Origin of the sequence: Halogeometricum limi (genome assembly GCF_900115785.1) — an archaeon.
GTDB lineage: Archaea > Halobacteriota > Halobacteria > Halobacteriales > Haloferacaceae > Halogeometricum > Halogeometricum limi.
This window is the reverse complement of record NZ_FOYS01000004.1, coordinates 171,482-187,672: the sequence shown is the minus strand read 5'-3', so window position 1 is coordinate 187,672 and position 16,191 is coordinate 171,482. Positions and strand designations below refer to the sequence as shown.

Here is a 16,191-nt window from a genome sequence, read left to right as displayed (position 1 = left end):
AAAGCGCCACATACGACCGAATATCGCCGCGAGCGGAGTTCTGAGCGGACTGCCGCCGACGCCGTGCCACGCGACGACGTGACGGGGATGCGTCAGCTCTGTCCGCGCGCAGAACGGCTATACTCGTCGCGACGCAACGGCGACCGTGAGCGCAGATACGTCTCCGTCGAACGCGCCGAACAAGCCCGTCACCGTCGAGTCCGAGGAGGAACTGGACGAACTCTTGAAGACGCACGAGTTGGTCCTCGTCGACTTCTTCACGAAGGGCTGTACCCTCTGTCAGAGCATCGAACCGGTCGTCGGCAACGTCGCACGCGCGCACGAAGACTTGGCCGTAGCCCTCTGCAACCCCCGCGACGACCTCGCTCTCGTCGACCGGTTCGGCATCCGGAGCGTCCCGACGCTCGTCCTGTTCGAGGACGGCGAACGTGTCGGGACGCTGGCGGACGGCTTTCAGGGCGGCGCGGCCATCGACGAGTTCATCGCCGAGTCGCGGTCGAACCCCCAGGCGTAGTCTCGCCGTCGCGAACGACGAGGACGGGCACCGAACTCCCGCGGACGACCCGCCGCGCGACGTTTCCCAGCGGTGCCGGCGCGTCGGCTGACCCGCTTCGCGCGCCGACGACGACCAGGTCCGCTCCCGCCGACGCGGCGTCGATGATGCGCGCGGCCGGAACGCCCGTCTCTACGGACGGGGCGACGGAAACGCCGGCTTTCACGCCGTCCAGTGCGACCGCCTGCGCCGTCGTCTGCGCCGCCGCGTCGAGCGACGCTCGCGCGGCCGCCGTTCCCGCGAGTCGGTCGTCGACGACGGAGAGCGCGCGCACGTCCGCCCCGTAGGCGGCCGCGAGCGAGAGCGCCGCCGACGTCGCTCGGGCCCTCGACCGGTCCCCGTCGACGCCGAGGAGGACCCGTCGGTACGCGGCCGTGCGGCCCGCTCTCTCGTTCGGAACGACGAGGACTGCCGAGTCGACTCGGTCGAGGAGCGTCTCGGTGACGCCGCCGAGCGAGAACCGCCGGGCGTCCGTCTCGCCTCGCGTCCCGACGACGACGACGTCCACTCCCACGTCCGTCGCGTAGTCGGCGACGACGGCCGCGGGTTCGCCCTCTTCGACGGCGGTGCGGACGTGGACGCCCGCGGCCGTCGCTCGTCGCCCGACGCTCGTGACCGCCGTCTCGGCGTCCACGGCCGCGGTGGTCCGCGCGCGCCGACGCATCTGTTCCGTGGTGAACGACGCCACCCGGTCGTCGTCGACGACGGCCAGAACGTGGAGCGTCGCGTCCGTCCGCGCGGTGAGTTCGATGGCGTGCGTCGCCGCCGCCTCGGCGCTCGGGCTCCCGTCGGTCGCGACGAGGAGACTGGTCGGCGCGAACGAGAGCGAGGCGCTCGCGGCGTCGGTGTCGCGGGTGGCCGTCATTGAGAGCCGTACGGTCCGCCGGAAGATAAGCAGCGACGGCGACTCAGGCGCCGATATACTCCTCGTTGATGACCCACTCGTCGTCGTCGTCGCGGACGAGGTACTCGCCGTAGTAGGGGACGCGGTTCTCCACCACCTCGCGGTAGGCCTCGCGAATCTCCGCGCGACTCATCTCGCCCATCGGGCGCAGGTCGTCGTTGCGGTTCAGACAGCCCTTCAGGAAGCCCTTGTGCGTGACGCGGACGCGGTGGCAGTTCGCACAGAAGTCCTCGTTCTCCACGGGGTCGACGATTTCGACCATGCCTTCCCCCACGAAGTAGCGACGGCGGTGGTGCATATCGCGCGTCTCCACTCGGTCGGCCTTCTCTTCGAGCCAGTCGTGGACGCGCTGGATGTCGATGTTCCACTCGGGCCGACCGGTCAGTTCGGGCATGTACTCGATGAGTTGGAGTTGGAGGCCGGGGTTCTCGGCGACGTGGTCGACCATCTCCTCGACGTAGCCCGCGGTGTGTTCGAAGACGACCATGTTCAGCTTCACGGGGTCGAGTCCGGCGTCGAGGGCGGCCTGGACGCCCTCCATCACTTTGTCGTACGCACCGGATTTCGTTATCTCCGCGAACGCCTCCGGGTCGAGGGCGTCCTGCGAGACGTTCACCCGCGAGAGACCCGCCGCTTTCAGCGCCTCGGCGCGCCCGGGGAGGAACGTCCCGTTCGTCGTCAGCGACGTCTCCATCGAGTCCGGCGTGCGTTCGATAATCTCCTCTAAGTCCTGTCGCAGCATCGGTTCCCCGCCGGTGAACTTCACTTTCTCGACGCCGAACTCCTCGACCACTTCGAGGAAGCGAACCACGTCGTCGGCTGTCATCTCCTCTTCTGCGGGGTCCATCGGCCCGCGCGTGTCGCCGAGTCCCTCGTTGTGACAGTAGACGCAGTCGAAGTTACAGCGGTCGGTCAGAGAGATGCGGACGCCGCTCACCTCACGTCCGAAGTCGTCCACGAGCATATGTAACGGTTCTACGTGTGAGCGCTGATAAAGAAGTGGGTCGCCGTGGGCGCTGCGTAACCGAATCAGGTTTCGGGCGGCCGTCGACGTCGCGTCGAACGGGTTCGGGCGGCGGCGTCTCCGAGCGAGAGTCTATGCGCTGAGCGCGCGTCTATCCGGCGGTGCAGTATTCGACATGAAAGCATTCGTTACCGGTTCGACCGGACTACTGGGCAACGCACTCGTCAGACGCCTCGAAGCCGAGGGACACGAGGTCACGGCACTCGTCCGTTCGCCGGAGAAGGCCGAGCGGATTCTGGGTGACACCGACGCGCGAATCGTCGTGGGAGACGTGACCGACGTTGGGGAGTTCGCCGACGAACTCCGCGGTCACGACGTCCTGTTCCACGCCGCGGCGTACTTCCGCGAGTACTACGGCGTCGGCGACCACACGGCGAGACTCCGCGCGGTGAACGTCGACGCGACGGTCGACCTACTCGTCGCCGCCGAAGAGGCGGGCGTCGGACGCGCGGTTCACGTGAGTTCGAGCGGAACCGTCGGCCCGAGGAGAGACGGGTCGCCGAGCGACGAGTCCGACTGCATCGACCCGACCGAGACGGAGAACTACTACTTCCGGAGCAAGGTGCTCGCGGAACGGGCCGTCGAGCAGTTCCTCGACGAACACGAGATGGACGTGGTGATGGTCCTCCCGGGGGTGATGGTCGGCCCCGGCGACGCCGCACCGACGGTGATGGGTCGCGTCGTCCTCGACTTGGTGGCGGGGCGCGTCTTCGCCATTCCCGAGGGGGGACTGAGCTTCGTCGACGTGCGCGACGTGGCCGAGGCGACGGTGGCGGCGGCCGAACGCGGCGCTCGCGGCGAGCGCTACGTCGTCGGCGGACGCTACCGCACCATGGCCGAGTTCGCGGCGACGGTCGGGCGGTTGACCGGCGTCCGCGCGCCGAGACGCGTCTTGCCCTACCGCGTCGGCCTCGCGGTCGGTCTGGCGAGCGAACTCGCCGCGCGAGTCCGAGGCGGCGACCCACTCGTCAGTCGCGCCGCGGTCCACTCGGTGCACGAGGGCGTCGAACTCTCCTCGGCGAAGGCGAAACGAGAACTGGGCGTGACGTTCCGCCCTCTCGAAGAGACGCTGCGCGACGAAGTCGAGTGGTTCCGCGAGCACGGCTATCTGGACGCGGCGACGGCGGCGCACCCGTCGGGGCAGACGACCGCGGTGCGGTAGCGCCGGCCACCGCTTACACAACCCTTATTCGGCGGACGGACCCACTTCTCGGACATGAACGACGACGCGGTACGCGACCGACTCCGGGCGGTCGAAGACCCGGACCTCGGCGACGACATCGTCTCGCTCGGCCTCGTCAACGCCGTCGAGGTGGACGACGAGGCGGGGGTCGTCCGCATCTCGCTCGCACTCGGCGCACCGTACTCGCCCCACGAGACCGATATCGCCGCTCAGGTCAGAGCGCAGTTCGAAGACACCGACTACGAGGTGGACCTCTCGGCGTCGATTCCGGGCGGTCTCTCGGCGGACGAAGACGTCCTGCCGGGCGTGAAGAACGTCATCGCCGTCGCCTCAGGCAAGGGCGGCGTCGGCAAGTCCACCGTCGCGGTGAACCTCGCGGCGGGCCTGTCGAAACTCGGCGCTCGCGTCGGTCTGTTCGACGCCGACGTGTACGGCCCGAACGTCCCCCGGATGGTGGCGGCCGACGAAGCGCCGCAGGCGACGGGCGACCAGGTCATCGTTCCGCCCGAGAAGTACGGGATGAAGCTCATGTCGATGGCCTTCCTCGTCGGCGAGGACGACCCGGTCATCTGGCGCGGTCCGATGGTTCACCAACTCCTGACGCAGTTGGTGGAGGACGTGCAGTGGGGCGAACTCGACTACATGATTCTGGACCTGCCGCCGGGGACGGGCGACACGCAACTCACCGTCCTCCAGACGCTCCCGCTCACGGGGGCGGTCATCGTGACGACGCCGCAGGACGTCGCCGTCGACGACGCCCGAAAGGGACTGCGGATGTTCGGCAAGCACGACACGAACGTCCTCGGCATCGTCGAGAACATGTCCTCGTTCCGGTGCCCGGACTGCGGGTCGTCGCACGATATCTTCGGCGCGGGCGGCGGCGAGGCGTTCGCCGCCGAGAACGGCCTGCCGTTCCTCGGGTCCATCCCACTCGACCCGAACGTCAGAAGCGGCGGCGACGGCGGCAGGCCCGTCGTCCTCGACGAAGACAACGAGACGGCCGACGCGTTCCGCCGACTGACCGAGAGCGTCGCGGACATGGCGGGCGTCGTCCGACGGCGTGAGGTCGCAGAGCGATGAGCGAGGAGGACGCCGAACTCCCCGAGGAGTTGCGGGACGAGGAACCCGACTGGGAGATGAGCCCCGACTCCGACGCGGCGTTCGACCCCGACGCCGACCGCAGGGAACTGCTGCGCGACGTCGCCGAAGACGTCTACGGCGACTCTTCTGAGAGTCGACAGCTCTCGGCCATCCTCTACCGCGTCAGCGACCTGTACGACCCCGACGAGGACACCTCCCCCGAAGAGATATATCTCAACGTCCGTCACATCATGGATATCAAGGCGAAGGGCGGCCTCCGAACCGAGTAGTGTCGGATTCATCCCCGCACTAAAGCACGGGGCTTTCTCCTTGAATCTCCGTAACGGGTTCACTTTCACCTCTCTACACGGAGACATCCGCGTTCTCTGACCGTCCAACCCCCCGCAGAAGACCAGTTCGGTGGATTACACTTCCACCACGCTCTCCGCGACGAGTCGGACGCGGTTTCCGTCGCGCCCGGCTGCGTCCGACCGCATCCGAAACCGCGTCGACCGCGTCCGACGACGCCCGGCCCCGGGCGCGACCCGACGGCCGTACCGTCGAACGCCGCGAGAGCGACCACTTTTCACCGTCGCCGCCCACCACTGGGTGTGGACGCCGAACAACACACGCTCGAGAACCCCTTCAGTATGGACCCCGACTGCGAGAACTGTCCGGGTCTGTGTGACGTCCGCGAGAACGTCGTCCACGGCTACGGCGACGTGGGCGGAGAGTTCGTGTTCGTCGCCGAACGCCCCTCGTCGGGTGCGGACGAGAACGGCATCCCCTTCACCGGCGACGAGGAGGGCGAACGCCTCCAGCGAATCCTCGGTGACCTCGGGTTCTCGCGTTCCGACCCCGACAGCGACGAACCGGACCTGCAGAACGTCTTTCTCACGTACCTCACGCGGTGTCGCCACCCCGAGCGTCGGCCGACGGACGAAGAGATACTCACCTGCGAACCCTACCTGAACGCCGAGATACGGATGATAAACCCCGAGATAATCGTCCCCATCGGCCAACGGACGCTCGAAGCCCTCGCCATCGACTACACGACGCGCGCGCCGGACAGTTTCGACGTGACCGAAGAGCACGCGACGACGATTCGCGGCCGCGGGTTCGAACTCGTCCCGATGCTGGAACTGGACGAACAGACCGACGACGACACCGAGGCGTTCGTCGAACACCTCAGGGAGTCCGTCTTCGGTCGGGACTACCGCCAGACGAAGGGTCGGCGCGGCCGCTAACCGCTCGACTCGTCGCTCAGGTCCGCCAGTACGGCGTCTTCGTCTTTCTCGCGTTTCGCGCGCCGTAGAGCACCGTCCCGACGACGGCGACGACCAGCAGTCCACCGACGACCAGCGTCCACCCCGTCGCGCCGAGGAGGAACACGCCGAGAGCGGCGACGCCGAGGACGACGACGGAGAGGGCACCGAGACGCGATAGCGTGCGCGTGAGTCTCGACCCGGCGAGACCGCCCGCCGGGGCACCGTCGGCCGACCGTGCGTCAGTGTCCGTGACCGTGTCAGTGTCCTGCGTCATACCCCACCGTTCGGACCCGCGGTACTTGAACGGAAGCGGCGAGTTGAAGGACCACCCCGCCCGAGGTGCGAGCATGACCGTCGTCTGTCTCATGGCCGACCCGCCGCGCCCCGGACTCGTGCTCTCGGAACTCGCCGCGACGAGTCCGCTGTCGGAGGCGGAGGCCGCGGACCTCTACGCCGCGATGCTGAAAGACACGATGGTGGCCGTCGCGCGGTCCGGCGGCGACTTGCTCGTGAACTACCGCTCCGAGGACCTCCTCCCCGAGGCCCACCGCGACGAGGAGGGAACCGCCGAGGCGGAGATTCGAGCGCTGGCCGTCTCGGCCCTCGAAGACCCCGACGAGGCGCGGTTCGAGGTCCAAGTCGGCTCGAACTTCTCCGCACGCGCGGGGAACACGATGATGCACCTGCTCCGCGACGAGGAAGTGAACTCCGCGGCCGTCGTCCGCGGGGATGCCCCGTTCCTCACCCGCGCGAAGATAGACTCGCTGGCAATGAAACTCCGGACGAACGAAGTCGTCCTCGGTCCCTCGACGTCGGGTCGAACCGCCGTCGCGGGCTTCACCGAACCCATCGACTTCACGGACGCGTTCGTGACGCCGGAACTGGAGACGCTCGCCGAACGAGCGACGGACGCCGGACACGACGTGGGTTTCACCGAACTGTACGGCACGGTCCGGACGGGTGCGGACCTCCTGACGCTCGTTCCGGCGATTCGCTCGCGCTGGCAGGCGGAGCGTCTCGTCCCCGGTCACACCGCCGAGTTCGTCGTGGAGACGGGACTGTTCGTGCGAGCGGTGGACGGCGAACCGACGTTGGTTCGGGACGCCGAGTGACCGACAGGTCTTAGACCGACGACCGAGAACTCCCGTGCGCTGGTGGGATGGCAGAGTGGACTATTGCGCCTGCCTTGAAAGCAGGTAGCCTTTGGCTTCCTGGGTTCGAATCCCAGTCCCACCGCATTTTGCGAGCGAACCACGCGCCGCAGTTTCATCTACGGCGTCCCGCGTGAGCGAGTACGTCGGACACACTGGCGATTCGAATCAGGGAGCGACGCGAGCGAAGTGAGCGAGTGAGTTCGAATCCCAGCCCCACCGCATTTTGCGAACGAACCACGCGCCGTAGTTTCGTCTGCGGTGGCCCCGCCGAGCCCCGAAGATGCGTAACGGCTATGCGTCGGCCTTCCAACACAGGGGTATGGACTGGCCACACGACCCCGACGGCGAACAGGGGAGCGAGGGCATGCGCAAGTACGGACAGGCGATAATCGCGAAGAAGGTGAACGAAGACGAGGACTTCCCTCTCTCGCGAGACGAGTTCGTGGAGGCTCACGGCGACGAACCCATCCGCATCGACTACCAGACGGTCGTCTCGCTTCGCGACGTCTTCGAGAACGTCGAACAGGAGTCGTTCGACGACTTCGTCGCGTTCCACAAGGCCGTCGGACGGGCGATGCGCGAGTCGGGCTACTGGTTCTACGAGGGCGCGGAGAAGTTCGTCGGCGGGAAGAACAGCGCCTGAGTCTTCTGATTCTCTCGGACGGCTACTCCGCGGACGGACCGGACGGCCGTTCCCAGTCACGCATCGCGTCGCTGCCGACTTCCGCCTGTACTTTCTCTTCGAGGAGGTTCACCGCGACGCTGTTGGCCCCCTCCGGGATGATGAGGTCGGCGTGTTTCTTCGAGGGTTCGATGAACTGTTCGTGCATCGGTTTCACCGTCGAGAGATACTGGTCGATGACGCCTTCGAGGTCGCGGCCCCGTTCGATAACGTCGCGTTGGATGCGCCGGAGGATGCGTACGTCGGCGTCCGTCTCGACGTACAGGCGAAGGTCGAGCATCTCGTTGATGTCCTCGTCGTAGAGCGCGAGGATTCCCTCGACGATGACGACGTCGGTCGGTTCGACCGTCTTCGGGTCCTCTTTTCGGTTGTGTATCTCGAAGTCGTACACCGGCATCTCGATAGACTGCCCCTCCAAGAGCGTCGAGAGTTGGTCTCGCAGGAGGTCCCACTCGAACGCCGAGGGGTGGTCGTAGTTTATCGACGCCCGCTCTTCGAGTTCGAGGTGGCTCAGGTCTTCGTAGTAGTTGTCGATGGGGATGCGCGTGACGGCCTCGCCGACGTTCTCGGTGATGAGTCGTGCGACGGTGGTCTTGCCCGCACCGGTCCCGCCCGCGATACCGATGACGAACGACGGGATAGTCATCAGTAGACAACTCGTCCGCGCCGGTTTGAGGGTGGCGATTGCCGGGCGTCCGCGTGCGTAGGTGGGTATCGAGGGTCAGAGTTGGCTCCGAATGTGTTTCTCTGACACGACAGTTTCGAGGGTGTGAACGTACCGAAATCGCCCGTCCACGCTCCGTCGAAAGGTAGATTTATAATGGGGTGATGCCTTTGCGTGTCACATGGCACGTGATATCGCACGCCGTGACTTTCTGAAACGCGCGGGTGCCGCCGGTGCTGTGGGTGCAGCGGGACTGTCTGGCTGTATCGGAAGTCCGGGTGGCGGTGGCGGGAGCGGCCCAGACGGGCTCGTCGTCATCGGCTACCCGGAGAGTGGGATTCAGCTGTTCCGCGACTACTACAGCGCCTCCGACGGCGAAGAGCAGATTCTGGTCCCCGACGGGCTACGCGACGGAGCGATGCCCGGTCAGGTGGGGAACGACATGGGGAACGTCACCGGTACCGCACCGGCGGCGGGCGGTCCGAACCAGCAGGCGTTCAGCGACCTGTTCCAGTCGGAGTACAACGCCGCGCCGGGCGTGTTCACCTCGCAGTCGTACGACTCCGTCGCGATTCTCATCCTCGCGAACGCCGCGGCGGGCGAGAACAGCGGTCCCGCCCTGCGGGACCAGATGCGCCGCATCGCCAACCCCGGCGGCGACGAGTACGGCCCCGAGAACTTCGTCGAGGCCGTCGAGGCGGCCGCCAACGGCGACGACATCAACTACCAGGGCGCGTCTTCGGCGACCAACTTCAACGAGGCGGGCGACCCGGCGTCCGCCGCGTACGCCATCTGGGAGTTCGAGGGGACCGACTCCAGTTCGACGAGCACCGTCGAGACGCAGAACTTCGAGGGAGACAACCCCGACGGGAGCGGTCCGAGCGCGGACAGCGGACCGGGCGGCTCCGACCGCGAGATTTCGGTCGGAATCCTCCTGCCGGAGACGGGTGACCTCGCCTCCGTCGGACAGCCGATGATTCAAGCCGCACAGCTCCCGGCCGCACAGGTCAACGACGCGAACCCCGCGGGACTCACGGTCAACGCCCAAATCGAGGACACGCAGACGTCTCCGGACGCCGGTGTCTCCGCGGCGCAGTCGCTCGTCAGCGCGGGCGTCCCCGGCGTCTGTGGCTCCGCATCCTCCGGTGTGAACGTCCCCGTCTCCCAGCAGGCGTTCATCCCGAACGAAGTCGTCGGCTGTTCGCCGTCTTCGACGGCGCTTTCGGTGTCGAACCTCGACGACAACGACTTCATCTTCCGGACGGCGCCCTCGGACTTCCTGCAGGGCCGCGTCATGGCGCAGGTCATGTCGGAGCGTCTCGAAGCGGAAAGCGTCGCGACGCTGTACGTCAACAACGACTACGGCCAGCAACTGTCGAACCGCTTCTCGGACGTGTTCCAGAACGAGTTCGAGGGCGAAGTGTACAACCAGGTCGCGTTCAACATCGGCGAGTCCTCGTACTCCTCGGTCATCGAGACGGCGCTCTCGGGCCCCGAGAACTGAGCCGACTACGACTCCGATTTTCTTTTCGACTACCCGAGGAGCGGCGGCGATACCGACGAGCAGAAAGCGCTCACTGTCTCACCGATGAGAGTACTCCACGAAGCACCGCGTCCTCCTCGCGACGTCGAGTCGTCGTTCGTCGCCGTCTGTGGCCGTCTGGTCGATGGCGACGACGACGCTCGGTCATGAACCGGGTCGGAGACCGACCACGAAATGCGGACGCTACCGCTCGTCGCTACGACGCAGTACGTCTGCGACGAAACCAAAAAAAGCGTGACGAGCGGCGACTATCCGCCGAGGAAGTCCCGTCGGACCTGTTCGTCGTTCAGGAGTTTGTCGCCGGAGTCGACGTAGCGGTTCTCGCCGTTCGCGAGGACGTAGCCGCGGTCACAGCGCCGAAGCGCCTCCTTGGCGTTCTGTTCGACCATGAGGATGGCCGTCCCCGCGTCGTTTATCTCGTCTATCTTGTCGAACATCTCCTCGACTAAGTCGGGGGCCAGTCCCGCCGACGGTTCGTCCAAGAGGAGCAACGAGGGGTCGAGCATCAACGCGCGACCCATCGCGAGCATCTGCTGTTGCCCGCCGGACATCGTTCCCGCCTTCTGGTCTCTCCGCTCTCGCAGGATGGGGAATCGGTCGAACACCATGTCGAGGGCGTCCTGCGGAACGTCGTCTAAGATGTACGCGCCCATCTCCAGGTTCTCCTGGACGGTGAGCGTCGCGAACACGTTGTCGTTCTGCGGGACGTAGCCGATACCCTCGTGGATTATCTCTTCGGGGCGGAGTCCCGTGATGTCTTCGCCTTCGAACGTGACCGTCCCGCCCATGTGCGCGGTGAGGCCGAAGACGGACTTCATCAGCGTGGACTTGCCCGCGCCGTTCGGGCCGACGATGGTGACGTACTCGCCGTCGTGGACGTCCATGTCCACGTCGGTGAGAATCTGTAAGTCGCCGTACCCCGCGTCGAGGTTGCGGACGCGGAGGAGTTCGTCGCCGGCCACGTCGGGCGTGGAGTCCGTCGCGGCGGTCACGTCGTTCGCGTCCGTGGCGTCTGAGCTCATACGTTGCCTCCGAGGTAGGCTTCGATGACCTCTTCGTTCGACTTGATGTCCGCTGGGGTGCCCTCGGTGAGGACGCGCCCCTGGTGGAGGACGATGACGTGTTCGCAGTTCTCCATGATGAGGTCCATGTCGTGTTCGACGAGGAGGAAGGTGTAGCCCTGTTCTCGCAGTTCGTGGATGTGCGTGAGCAAGCGCTTCTCCAGCGAGGGGTTGACCCCCGCGAACGGTTCGTCCAAGAGGAGCATGTCCGGGTCGGTGAGAAGCGCCCGAGCCATCTCCAACAGTTTTCTTTGACCGCCCGAGAGGTTGCCCGCGTACTCTTCGGCGATGTGGTCTATCTCGAAGAACTCCAACACCTCCCAGACGCGTTCGAGCAACTCCTCTTCCTGTTCGATGACCTCGCCCCGGACGCCGGGGAGCACCGACCGCCAGAGTTTCTCCCCTCGCTGGTGTTTCGGAGCGAGCATCATGTTCTCCAGGACGGTCATGTCTTCGAGTTCGCGGGCGATTTGGAACGTCCGCACGAGGCCTTTGTTGGCTATCTCGTGCGGTTCCATCCCGGTGATGTCCTCGTCGTTGAACGTCACCGTCCCCGTGTCGGGTTTGAGCATCCCGGTGATGAGGTTGAACGTCGTCGACTTCCCGGCCCCGTTCGGGCCGATGAGTCCGGTGAGCGTCCCGCTCTCGACTTGGAACGTCGCGCCGTCGACGGCGGTGATACCGCCGAACGACTTGCGTAGCCCGTCGACTTGAAGCGGGAACTCCGCCGTGGTGTCGGGACCGGACGAGGTGTCTATCGGTGCCGATCCGAACGCCTCCGTCTCCGTCTCTGGATTCGAATCTGTCTCACTCATCGGAGTCACCTCCCGCCGTCGCGGCGTCGTCCGCCGCGTCGTTCGCCGCGTTCTTCGCCGTCCCGCCGTCCGTCGCGGCGGCGCGCGCGTGCGCCGCCGTCAGCGGGATTCCCGCAGCCGTCTCCTTTCTGTGTCCGAGCATCCCTTCGGGTCGGTTGTGCATCAACCAGATGAGCACGAGACCCATGACGACGAGTTGCAGTTGTCGGATGCTGTCGACGGTGTAGAAGAACATCGGTGCCGGGTTGAGATTCGAGATGAGCGGTGCGATGGCCGGACCGAAGCTACTGGGTGCGTCCGCCGCGGGAAGCACCGTGTCGACGAGGTTCTTGAAGTACCGCGGTCCCTGGTAGAGCACCGCCGCGAAGACGGCCCCGCCGAGGACGCTCCCGGTGTTCGACCCCGCGCCGCCGATGATGAGCGCGATCCAGACGAAGAACGTCACCCGCGGACGGAAGAAGTTCGGCGTCACCGCGCCCTGCGTCATGAGCCAGAAGATGCCCGCCAGCCCCATCAGCGCGCACCCGAGCATGAACGACTTGATCTTGAACTGGTTCGTGTCCTTGCCGAGCGAGTTCGCGACGTCCTCGTCCTCGCGAATCGCTTTGAGGACGCGACCGAACGGCGACTCGCCGGTCCGCTTCAGCAGCCAGTAGTACGCCGCAACGAACAGGAGCAAGAACAGGCCGTAGACGAGGCCGTCGACGACCGGTTTCGGGTTGGTCGGGACGATTGCTTTGAAGGCGTCTACGAACCCGAGGTAGGCGCCCCAGAGGCCGACCGACTGGAACAGTGCCTGCAGGGGGTCGGTGAAGTCGAGGATGAGCCCCGACCCGCCGCCGAACCCGACGCGGTTCCCGAACATCTGGAACTGCTGGAGGTCGCTCGACAGGAAGCTGAAACGGACGATTTCGGACATCGCGATGGTGACGATGGCGAGGTAGTCCGCCCGGAGTCTGAGCGCCGGGAGGGCGACGACGAGTCCGAGAAGCGCCGCCGCGGCCATCCCGGCGACGATACCGACGATGAGCGGGAGGCCGAGACCTCCCACCTGCGCCGCGCCGCCGGGCGTGTAGATGGGCTTCGTGAACAGCGCCATCACGTACACGCCGACGGCCATGAAGCCGACGATACCGATGTTGAACAGCCCCGTGTAGCCCCAGTGGAGGTTCAACGCGAGCGCCAGCATGGCGAAGACACCGATGTAGAACGTCAACACCGCGATGGTGTTGAGTTGCCCGCGGAGCGAGTAGCCGAGTCCGACGCCGACGAGGACGTACGCGGCGTACGTCACCAACAGGACGGCGACGATGAGTCCCGCGTCGCCGCCCGGCATCCGGTCGGCGAGGTCTTCTCTGACGCTCATGCGGTCGCCCTCCCACTGAACAGGCCGGACGGTTTCACGAGCAGGATGAGGATCATCACGACGAACGCCGCCGCGCGGGCGAACGCCGAGGGGATCCAGAGCACCGACAGCGACGCCGTCAATCCGATGACGAGGCCGCCGGCGATTGCGCCGTAGATGGAGCCGATACCGCCGAGGATGACCGCCGCGAAGATGAGAAGCAGCAGGAGCCATCCGTCGTTGAACCCGAGCGTCCCCTTCCAGAGGACGAACATGTAGCCGGCGACGCCGGTGAGGCCACCGCCGATGATCCACACCGAACGAACGACTCGCTCCGTCGGGATGCCGGTCACGCGTGCGAGGTCCTCGTTGTCGGCCATCGCGCGCATCGCCTTCCCGAGTTTCGTCCGTTGAAGCAGAAGGTGAACGCCGAGCATCAGTCCGCCAGCGACGACCACGAGCGTCAGGTCGTGCATGTTGATGCGAATCGCGCCGTCGACGAAGTACAGCGAGAGCGACGGCGGTTGGGCCGTCGTCCCGCGGACGTCGGACCCGAACACGAACTGCATCATGTACCGGAGTGCGAACGCGACACCGATACTGGTGATGAGAAGGGTGATTCCGTCCTGGTCGCGAATCGGGCGGAAGATGACGCGGTCGACCGCCAACGAGAGCGCGATGGCGAACACGCCGGCGACGACGAGACCGGCGATGACCGCGAACGGCGTCCCCGTGATGCCGATGCCGAGTGCCCCGCCGAACACCGACCCACCGGCGCCGACGAGCAACAGCGACCCGATGTCGGCGCGTCCGAGTCCGGCGAAGAGGTACGTCGTCGCCCACCCGGAGAACGCTCCGGCGGTGATGTAGTCGCCGTGCGCGAAGTTCGCGAAGTTCAGGATACTGTACGTCATCGAGAGTCCGATACCTGCCAAACCGATTACCAATCCACGCATCAGGCCGTCCCACAGTAGCGACCCGACCTCACTGAACGCAGTCCGCCCGGTAGCGAGTCCAACGAGGAGGTCTCCGAACAGGAGAACCGCCACGAGGACGAGTAGAATCGCTCCCGGTCTGTCGACTGCGAATCGGCGACCGCGTGAATAAGTCTCAGCGATACCCATTGATAACTATCCTCACGGTATTTGCGGACGTGAAACGATGATAAGTCTTTCTTCATCAGTCGGAAAGTCTCAACGTGGATATTGAACGGAATAGACACATGTGGGCACTGTTGCCCACCGACAGACATCGAGACGGACCTGTGAGAGGTGTCGGCCCCGCCACGAGTCGGGGGAGTAGTTCTTTCGCGTCCGACGCCGAAGAGACGACAATGGACGACGCCGACGAGCGTTCGGTTCGTATCTGCCGCGTCGATACGGACGAGGTCGACGTCCTCGCCGACCTCTGGGTTGCACTCGCGGCCGACCAGCGGTCGTATCGGTCTCACCTCCGGGCCGAGGAGAACCGCGACCGAATCCGCGAGGCGATGGCTCGGCACGTCATCACCGACGGCGTTCGGGTCGCGCGGACGGACGAGGGCGTCGTCGGCTTCGTCATGTACGGACTGGAACACGGCGACTTCGCTCAGGACGAGACGCGCGGCGTCGTCAGAAATCTGTACGTCGAACCGGCGTTCCGGGGGGTCGGTGTCGGGTCGAGGCTGCTCGAAACTGCAGAGGCGGCGCTCTCGCGCGCGGGCGCGACGCGAATCACACTCGAAGCGATGGCACAGAACGAACACGCGCGACGGTTCTACGCCCGCCACGGCTACGCCGTCCACCGAGTGGAGTTCGAGAAAGCGGTCGAAAGCGATACACACTCAAAGGAGGACTGACTACTCGAAGTCGCGCCAGGGGAGCATGGGCGGTTCATGCACTCGACTTGTAATCGAGACTTCGCGGGTTCGAATCCCGCCCCTGGCTCTTCTGTCCGAACGTCAGTGAGGACGAAGTACGTACGAGGGATTCGAAACCCGACGAGGCGAGCGTAGCGAGTCTCGGCACGGTTCGACATTCCGCCCCTGGCTCTTCTGTCCGAACGTCAGTGAGGACGAAGTACGTACGAGGGATTCGAATCAGGGAGCGAACGAAGTGAGCGACCGTGGTTCGACATTCCGCCCCTGGCTCTCCTGTTCGAGACGGGCGGTTCGTCCGAGGCCTGCCTTCCGAGAAAAACTGACAGCGCACGACCAGTTACACAATCGGGCATTTCTTTTACCCTGGCGGTGCCAACTGTGAACGAGCGATGGCACCCCAGGCACCCCTCAGTATCCAACTCGTGACCGAAATCTCACGACTGGAAGGTGTCGAACCGTTCGAGCTTCCGCCGTTGGAGGACTGCGTCGATACAGAGTCACTAGACAAACTGTTCGGGCACCCTAACGCACCCTTTCACGAGGGGTCGGTTCGATTCCACTACGCGGGCTACGAGGTAACTCTCAACCACACGGGCGAGTTCGAGATTAACTGAAGAGCGCCGGTCGCGAGAGGAGAGAGTTCACTTCCTACTCTTCTGCAGCTTCCGCGTTCGTCTCAGGACTCTCGGACGTGTTCAACTCGCTGTTGAGCAGCGCCGCGAAATCGACTGACTCGTCTTTGTACATCTCTCGGTAGGTGACCGCGGCGTCACCTCGGTCGGTGAGTTCGTACAGCCCGCCGTTCTCGCTCGGGCCGACGCGGCGGACCAGTTCCAGCGTCGCGAGTTTCGACAGCTGGTTGTTGATGTAGCCGCGATTGCGGTCGAGTTCGATCGCGAGGTTCGCACCGACGTTCCGGCCCTCGCGCAACCGGTCGAGAATCATGAAATCAGTCGGACGAAGTTCCACTTTGAATCACTCGTCTAGTTGGGTATTGCTCCAGGGGGAAGTATCTTTTCGACGATTTGGTTACGTGAAATTAATTTCGAGAGCGACC

At 65.3% G+C, this 16,191-nt stretch carries 19 protein-coding genes and 2 tRNA genes; 12 read left to right on the top strand and 9 right to left on the bottom strand.

The window, feature by feature from the left end; genetic code table 11:
- Window positions 1-145: 145 nt before the first annotated feature.
- Window positions 146-514 (top strand): thioredoxin family protein, encoded by a 369-nt coding sequence (locus BM282_RS12775; RefSeq protein WP_089881645.1) that lies wholly within the window; start codon window positions 146-148, stop codon window positions 512-514.
- Here the strand turns inward: BM282_RS12775 and BM282_RS12770 are convergent.
- Window positions 480-1,418: a universal stress protein gene (locus tag BM282_RS12770; RefSeq protein ID WP_089881642.1), complete on the bottom strand. Its 939-nt coding sequence runs from the start codon at window positions 1,416-1,418 to the stop codon at window positions 480-482. The genes BM282_RS12775 and BM282_RS12770 overlap by 35 nt on opposite strands.
- A 43-nt stretch (window positions 1,419-1,461) precedes the next feature.
- Window positions 1,462-2,421 (bottom strand): GTP 3',8-cyclase MoaA, encoded by a 960-nt coding sequence (gene moaA, locus BM282_RS12765; RefSeq protein WP_089881640.1) that lies wholly within the window; start codon window positions 2,419-2,421, stop codon window positions 1,462-1,464.
- 175 nt (window positions 2,422-2,596) lie between these two features.
- On the opposite strand from moaA, the gene BM282_RS12760 reads away from it, so the two are divergent.
- The 4 genes from BM282_RS12760 to BM282_RS12740 all read left to right on the top strand — a co-directional run bounded on the left by BM282_RS12760 (window position 2,597) and on the right by BM282_RS12740 (window position 5,991).
- Window positions 2,597-3,643, top strand: a complete 1,047-nt coding sequence (locus BM282_RS12760) for an NAD-dependent epimerase/dehydratase family protein (RefSeq protein ID WP_089881637.1) — start codon at window positions 2,597-2,599, stop codon at window positions 3,641-3,643.
- A 54-nt stretch (window positions 3,644-3,697) separates the two neighbouring features.
- Window positions 3,698-4,744, top strand: coding sequence for an Mrp/NBP35 family ATP-binding protein (locus tag BM282_RS12755; RefSeq protein WP_089881634.1), 1,047 nt, complete (start codon window positions 3,698-3,700; stop codon window positions 4,742-4,744).
- Complete coding sequence (locus BM282_RS12750; RefSeq protein ID WP_089881631.1) at window positions 4,741-5,034, top strand: hypothetical protein; 294 nt, start codon at window positions 4,741-4,743, stop codon at window positions 5,032-5,034. Before BM282_RS12755 ends, BM282_RS12750 begins: the two co-directional genes overlap by 4 nt.
- A gap of 360 nt (window positions 5,035-5,394) precedes the next feature.
- The gene (locus tag BM282_RS12740) at window positions 5,395-5,991 is read left to right on the top strand and encodes a uracil-DNA glycosylase (protein ID WP_089882157.1); all 597 of its coding nucleotides are present in this window, start codon (window positions 5,395-5,397) and stop codon (window positions 5,989-5,991) included.
- Between the two features lie 16 nt (window positions 5,992-6,007).
- Here BM282_RS12740 and BM282_RS12735 read toward each other — a convergent pair whose 3' ends face one another.
- Window positions 6,008-6,286, bottom strand: a complete 279-nt coding sequence (locus tag BM282_RS12735; RefSeq protein ID WP_089882155.1) for a hypothetical protein — start codon at window positions 6,284-6,286, stop codon at window positions 6,008-6,010.
- A 73-nt stretch (window positions 6,287-6,359) separates the two neighbouring features.
- On the opposite strand from BM282_RS12735, the gene BM282_RS12730 reads away from it, so the two are divergent.
- The 3 genes from BM282_RS12730 (at window position 6,360) to BM282_RS12720 (ending at window position 7,809) form a co-directional block, all read left to right on the top strand.
- The gene (locus tag BM282_RS12730) at window positions 6,360-7,124 is read left to right on the top strand and encodes a DUF2064 domain-containing protein (RefSeq protein ID WP_089881626.1); all 765 of its coding nucleotides are present in this window, start codon (window positions 6,360-6,362) and stop codon (window positions 7,122-7,124) included.
- A 41-nt stretch (window positions 7,125-7,165) separates the two neighbouring features.
- Window positions 7,166-7,248: transfer RNA gene (locus BM282_RS12725), tRNA-Ser, on the top strand.
- Between the two features lie 237 nt (window positions 7,249-7,485).
- A complete protein-coding gene (locus BM282_RS12720; protein WP_089881623.1) occupies window positions 7,486-7,809 on the top strand; it encodes a DUF5785 family protein in 324 nt (107 codons plus the stop codon).
- A 22-nt stretch (window positions 7,810-7,831) separates the two neighbouring features.
- On the opposite strand, the gene udk is transcribed toward BM282_RS12720, so the two are convergent.
- Window positions 7,832-8,494 carry a uridine kinase gene (udk, locus tag BM282_RS12715; protein ID WP_089881621.1) on the bottom strand — a complete coding sequence of 221 codons (663 nt, stop codon included), beginning with the start codon at window positions 8,492-8,494 and terminating at the stop codon, window positions 7,832-7,834.
- Between the two features lie 199 nt (window positions 8,495-8,693).
- On the opposite strand from udk, the gene BM282_RS12710 reads away from it, so the two are divergent.
- Complete coding sequence (locus BM282_RS12710; protein ID WP_089881618.1) at window positions 8,694-10,016, top strand: ABC transporter substrate-binding protein; 1,323 nt, start codon at window positions 8,694-8,696, stop codon at window positions 10,014-10,016.
- 287 nt (window positions 10,017-10,303) lie between these two features.
- Here BM282_RS12710 and BM282_RS12705 read toward each other — a convergent pair whose 3' ends face one another.
- Genes BM282_RS12705 through BM282_RS12690 form a run of 4 tightly spaced genes read right to left on the bottom strand, consistent with a single transcriptional unit; the run spans window position 10,304 to window position 14,232 of the window.
- Entirely contained in the window at window positions 10,304-11,077 is a 774-nt protein-coding gene (locus tag BM282_RS12705) for an ABC transporter ATP-binding protein (RefSeq protein ID WP_089881615.1), read from the bottom strand.
- On the bottom strand, window positions 11,074-11,931 hold the full coding sequence (locus BM282_RS12700; RefSeq protein WP_089881613.1) for an ABC transporter ATP-binding protein: 858 nt from the start codon (window positions 11,929-11,931) through the stop codon (window positions 11,074-11,076). The genes BM282_RS12705 and BM282_RS12700 overlap by 4 nt, the downstream gene beginning before the upstream one ends.
- On the bottom strand, window positions 11,924-13,297 hold the full coding sequence (locus BM282_RS12695) for a branched-chain amino acid ABC transporter permease (RefSeq protein WP_089881610.1): 1,374 nt from the start codon (window positions 13,295-13,297) through the stop codon (window positions 11,924-11,926). Before BM282_RS12695 ends, BM282_RS12700 begins: the two co-directional genes overlap by 8 nt.
- Entirely contained in the window at window positions 13,294-14,232 is a 939-nt protein-coding gene (locus tag BM282_RS12690) for a branched-chain amino acid ABC transporter permease (RefSeq protein WP_175501529.1), read from the bottom strand. The genes BM282_RS12695 and BM282_RS12690 overlap by 4 nt, the downstream gene beginning before the upstream one ends.
- Window positions 14,233-14,609: 377 nt before the next feature.
- Here BM282_RS12690 and BM282_RS12685 point away from each other — a divergent pair, with 377 nt between their 5' ends.
- The 3 genes from BM282_RS12685 to BM282_RS12675 all read left to right on the top strand — a co-directional run bounded on the left by BM282_RS12685 (window position 14,610) and on the right by BM282_RS12675 (window position 15,748).
- On the top strand, window positions 14,610-15,113 hold the full coding sequence (locus tag BM282_RS12685; protein WP_089881606.1) for a GNAT family N-acetyltransferase: 504 nt from the start codon (window positions 14,610-14,612) through the stop codon (window positions 15,111-15,113).
- Between the two features lie 14 nt (window positions 15,114-15,127).
- Window positions 15,128-15,201 (top strand) — tRNA-Thr (locus BM282_RS12680).
- Window positions 15,202-15,523: 322 nt separating this feature from the next.
- Window positions 15,524-15,748, top strand: a complete 225-nt coding sequence (locus BM282_RS12675; protein WP_089881603.1) for a HalOD1 output domain-containing protein — start codon at window positions 15,524-15,526, stop codon at window positions 15,746-15,748.
- A 34-nt stretch (window positions 15,749-15,782) separates the two neighbouring features.
- Here BM282_RS12675 and BM282_RS12670 read toward each other — a convergent pair whose 3' ends face one another.
- Window positions 15,783-16,079 carry a phage repressor protein gene (locus BM282_RS12670; protein WP_089881601.1) on the bottom strand — a complete coding sequence of 99 codons (297 nt, stop codon included), beginning with the start codon at window positions 16,077-16,079 and terminating at the stop codon, window positions 15,783-15,785.
- Between the last annotated feature and the right edge of the window lie 112 nt (window positions 16,080-16,191).

What these genes read in the sequence shown, in the direction of transcription:
- BM282_RS12685 (WP_089881606.1), top strand. Translation starts at nt 14,610, where the DNA reads ATGGACGACGCCGACGAGCGTTCGGTTCGTATCTGCCGCGTCGATACG.
- BM282_RS12705 (WP_089881615.1), bottom strand. Translation starts at nt 11,077, where the DNA reads ATGAGCTCAGACGCCACGGACGCGAACGACGTGACCGCCGCGACGGAC.
- BM282_RS12695 (WP_089881610.1), bottom strand. Translation starts at nt 13,297, where the DNA reads ATGAGCGTCAGAGAAGACCTCGCCGACCGGATGCCGGGCGGCGACGCG.
- BM282_RS12720 (WP_089881623.1), top strand. Translation starts at nt 7,486, where the DNA reads ATGGACTGGCCACACGACCCCGACGGCGAACAGGGGAGCGAGGGCATG.
- BM282_RS12755 (WP_089881634.1), top strand. Translation starts at nt 3,698, where the DNA reads ATGAACGACGACGCGGTACGCGACCGACTCCGGGCGGTCGAAGACCCG.
- BM282_RS12700 (WP_089881613.1), bottom strand. Translation starts at nt 11,931, where the DNA reads ATGAGTGAGACAGATTCGAATCCAGAGACGGAGACGGAGGCGTTCGGA.
- BM282_RS12710 (WP_089881618.1), top strand. Translation starts at nt 8,694, where the DNA reads ATGGCACGTGATATCGCACGCCGTGACTTTCTGAAACGCGCGGGTGCC.
- BM282_RS12735 (WP_089882155.1), bottom strand. Translation starts at nt 6,286, where the DNA reads ATGACGCAGGACACTGACACGGTCACGGACACTGACGCACGGTCGGCC.
- BM282_RS12675 (WP_089881603.1), top strand. Translation starts at nt 15,524, where the DNA reads ATGGCACCCCAGGCACCCCTCAGTATCCAACTCGTGACCGAAATCTCA.
- BM282_RS12730 (WP_089881626.1), top strand. Translation starts at nt 6,360, where the DNA reads ATGACCGTCGTCTGTCTCATGGCCGACCCGCCGCGCCCCGGACTCGTG.
- BM282_RS12770 (WP_089881642.1), bottom strand. Translation starts at nt 1,418, where the DNA reads ATGACGGCCACCCGCGACACCGACGCCGCGAGCGCCTCGCTCTCGTTC.
- BM282_RS12690 (WP_175501529.1), bottom strand. Translation starts at nt 14,232, where the DNA reads ATGCGTGGATTGGTAATCGGTTTGGCAGGTATCGGACTCTCGATGACG.
- udk (WP_089881621.1), bottom strand. Translation starts at nt 8,494, where the DNA reads ATGACTATCCCGTCGTTCGTCATCGGTATCGCGGGCGGGACCGGTGCG.
- moaA (WP_089881640.1), bottom strand. Translation starts at nt 2,421, where the DNA reads ATGCTCGTGGACGACTTCGGACGTGAGGTGAGCGGCGTCCGCATCTCT.
- BM282_RS12740 (WP_089882157.1), top strand. Translation starts at nt 5,395, where the DNA reads ATGGACCCCGACTGCGAGAACTGTCCGGGTCTGTGTGACGTCCGCGAG.
- BM282_RS12760 (WP_089881637.1), top strand. Translation starts at nt 2,597, where the DNA reads ATGAAAGCATTCGTTACCGGTTCGACCGGACTACTGGGCAACGCACTC.
- BM282_RS12750 (WP_089881631.1), top strand. Translation starts at nt 4,741, where the DNA reads ATGAGCGAGGAGGACGCCGAACTCCCCGAGGAGTTGCGGGACGAGGAA.
- BM282_RS12670 (WP_089881601.1), bottom strand. Translation starts at nt 16,079, where the DNA reads ATGATTCTCGACCGGTTGCGCGAGGGCCGGAACGTCGGTGCGAACCTC.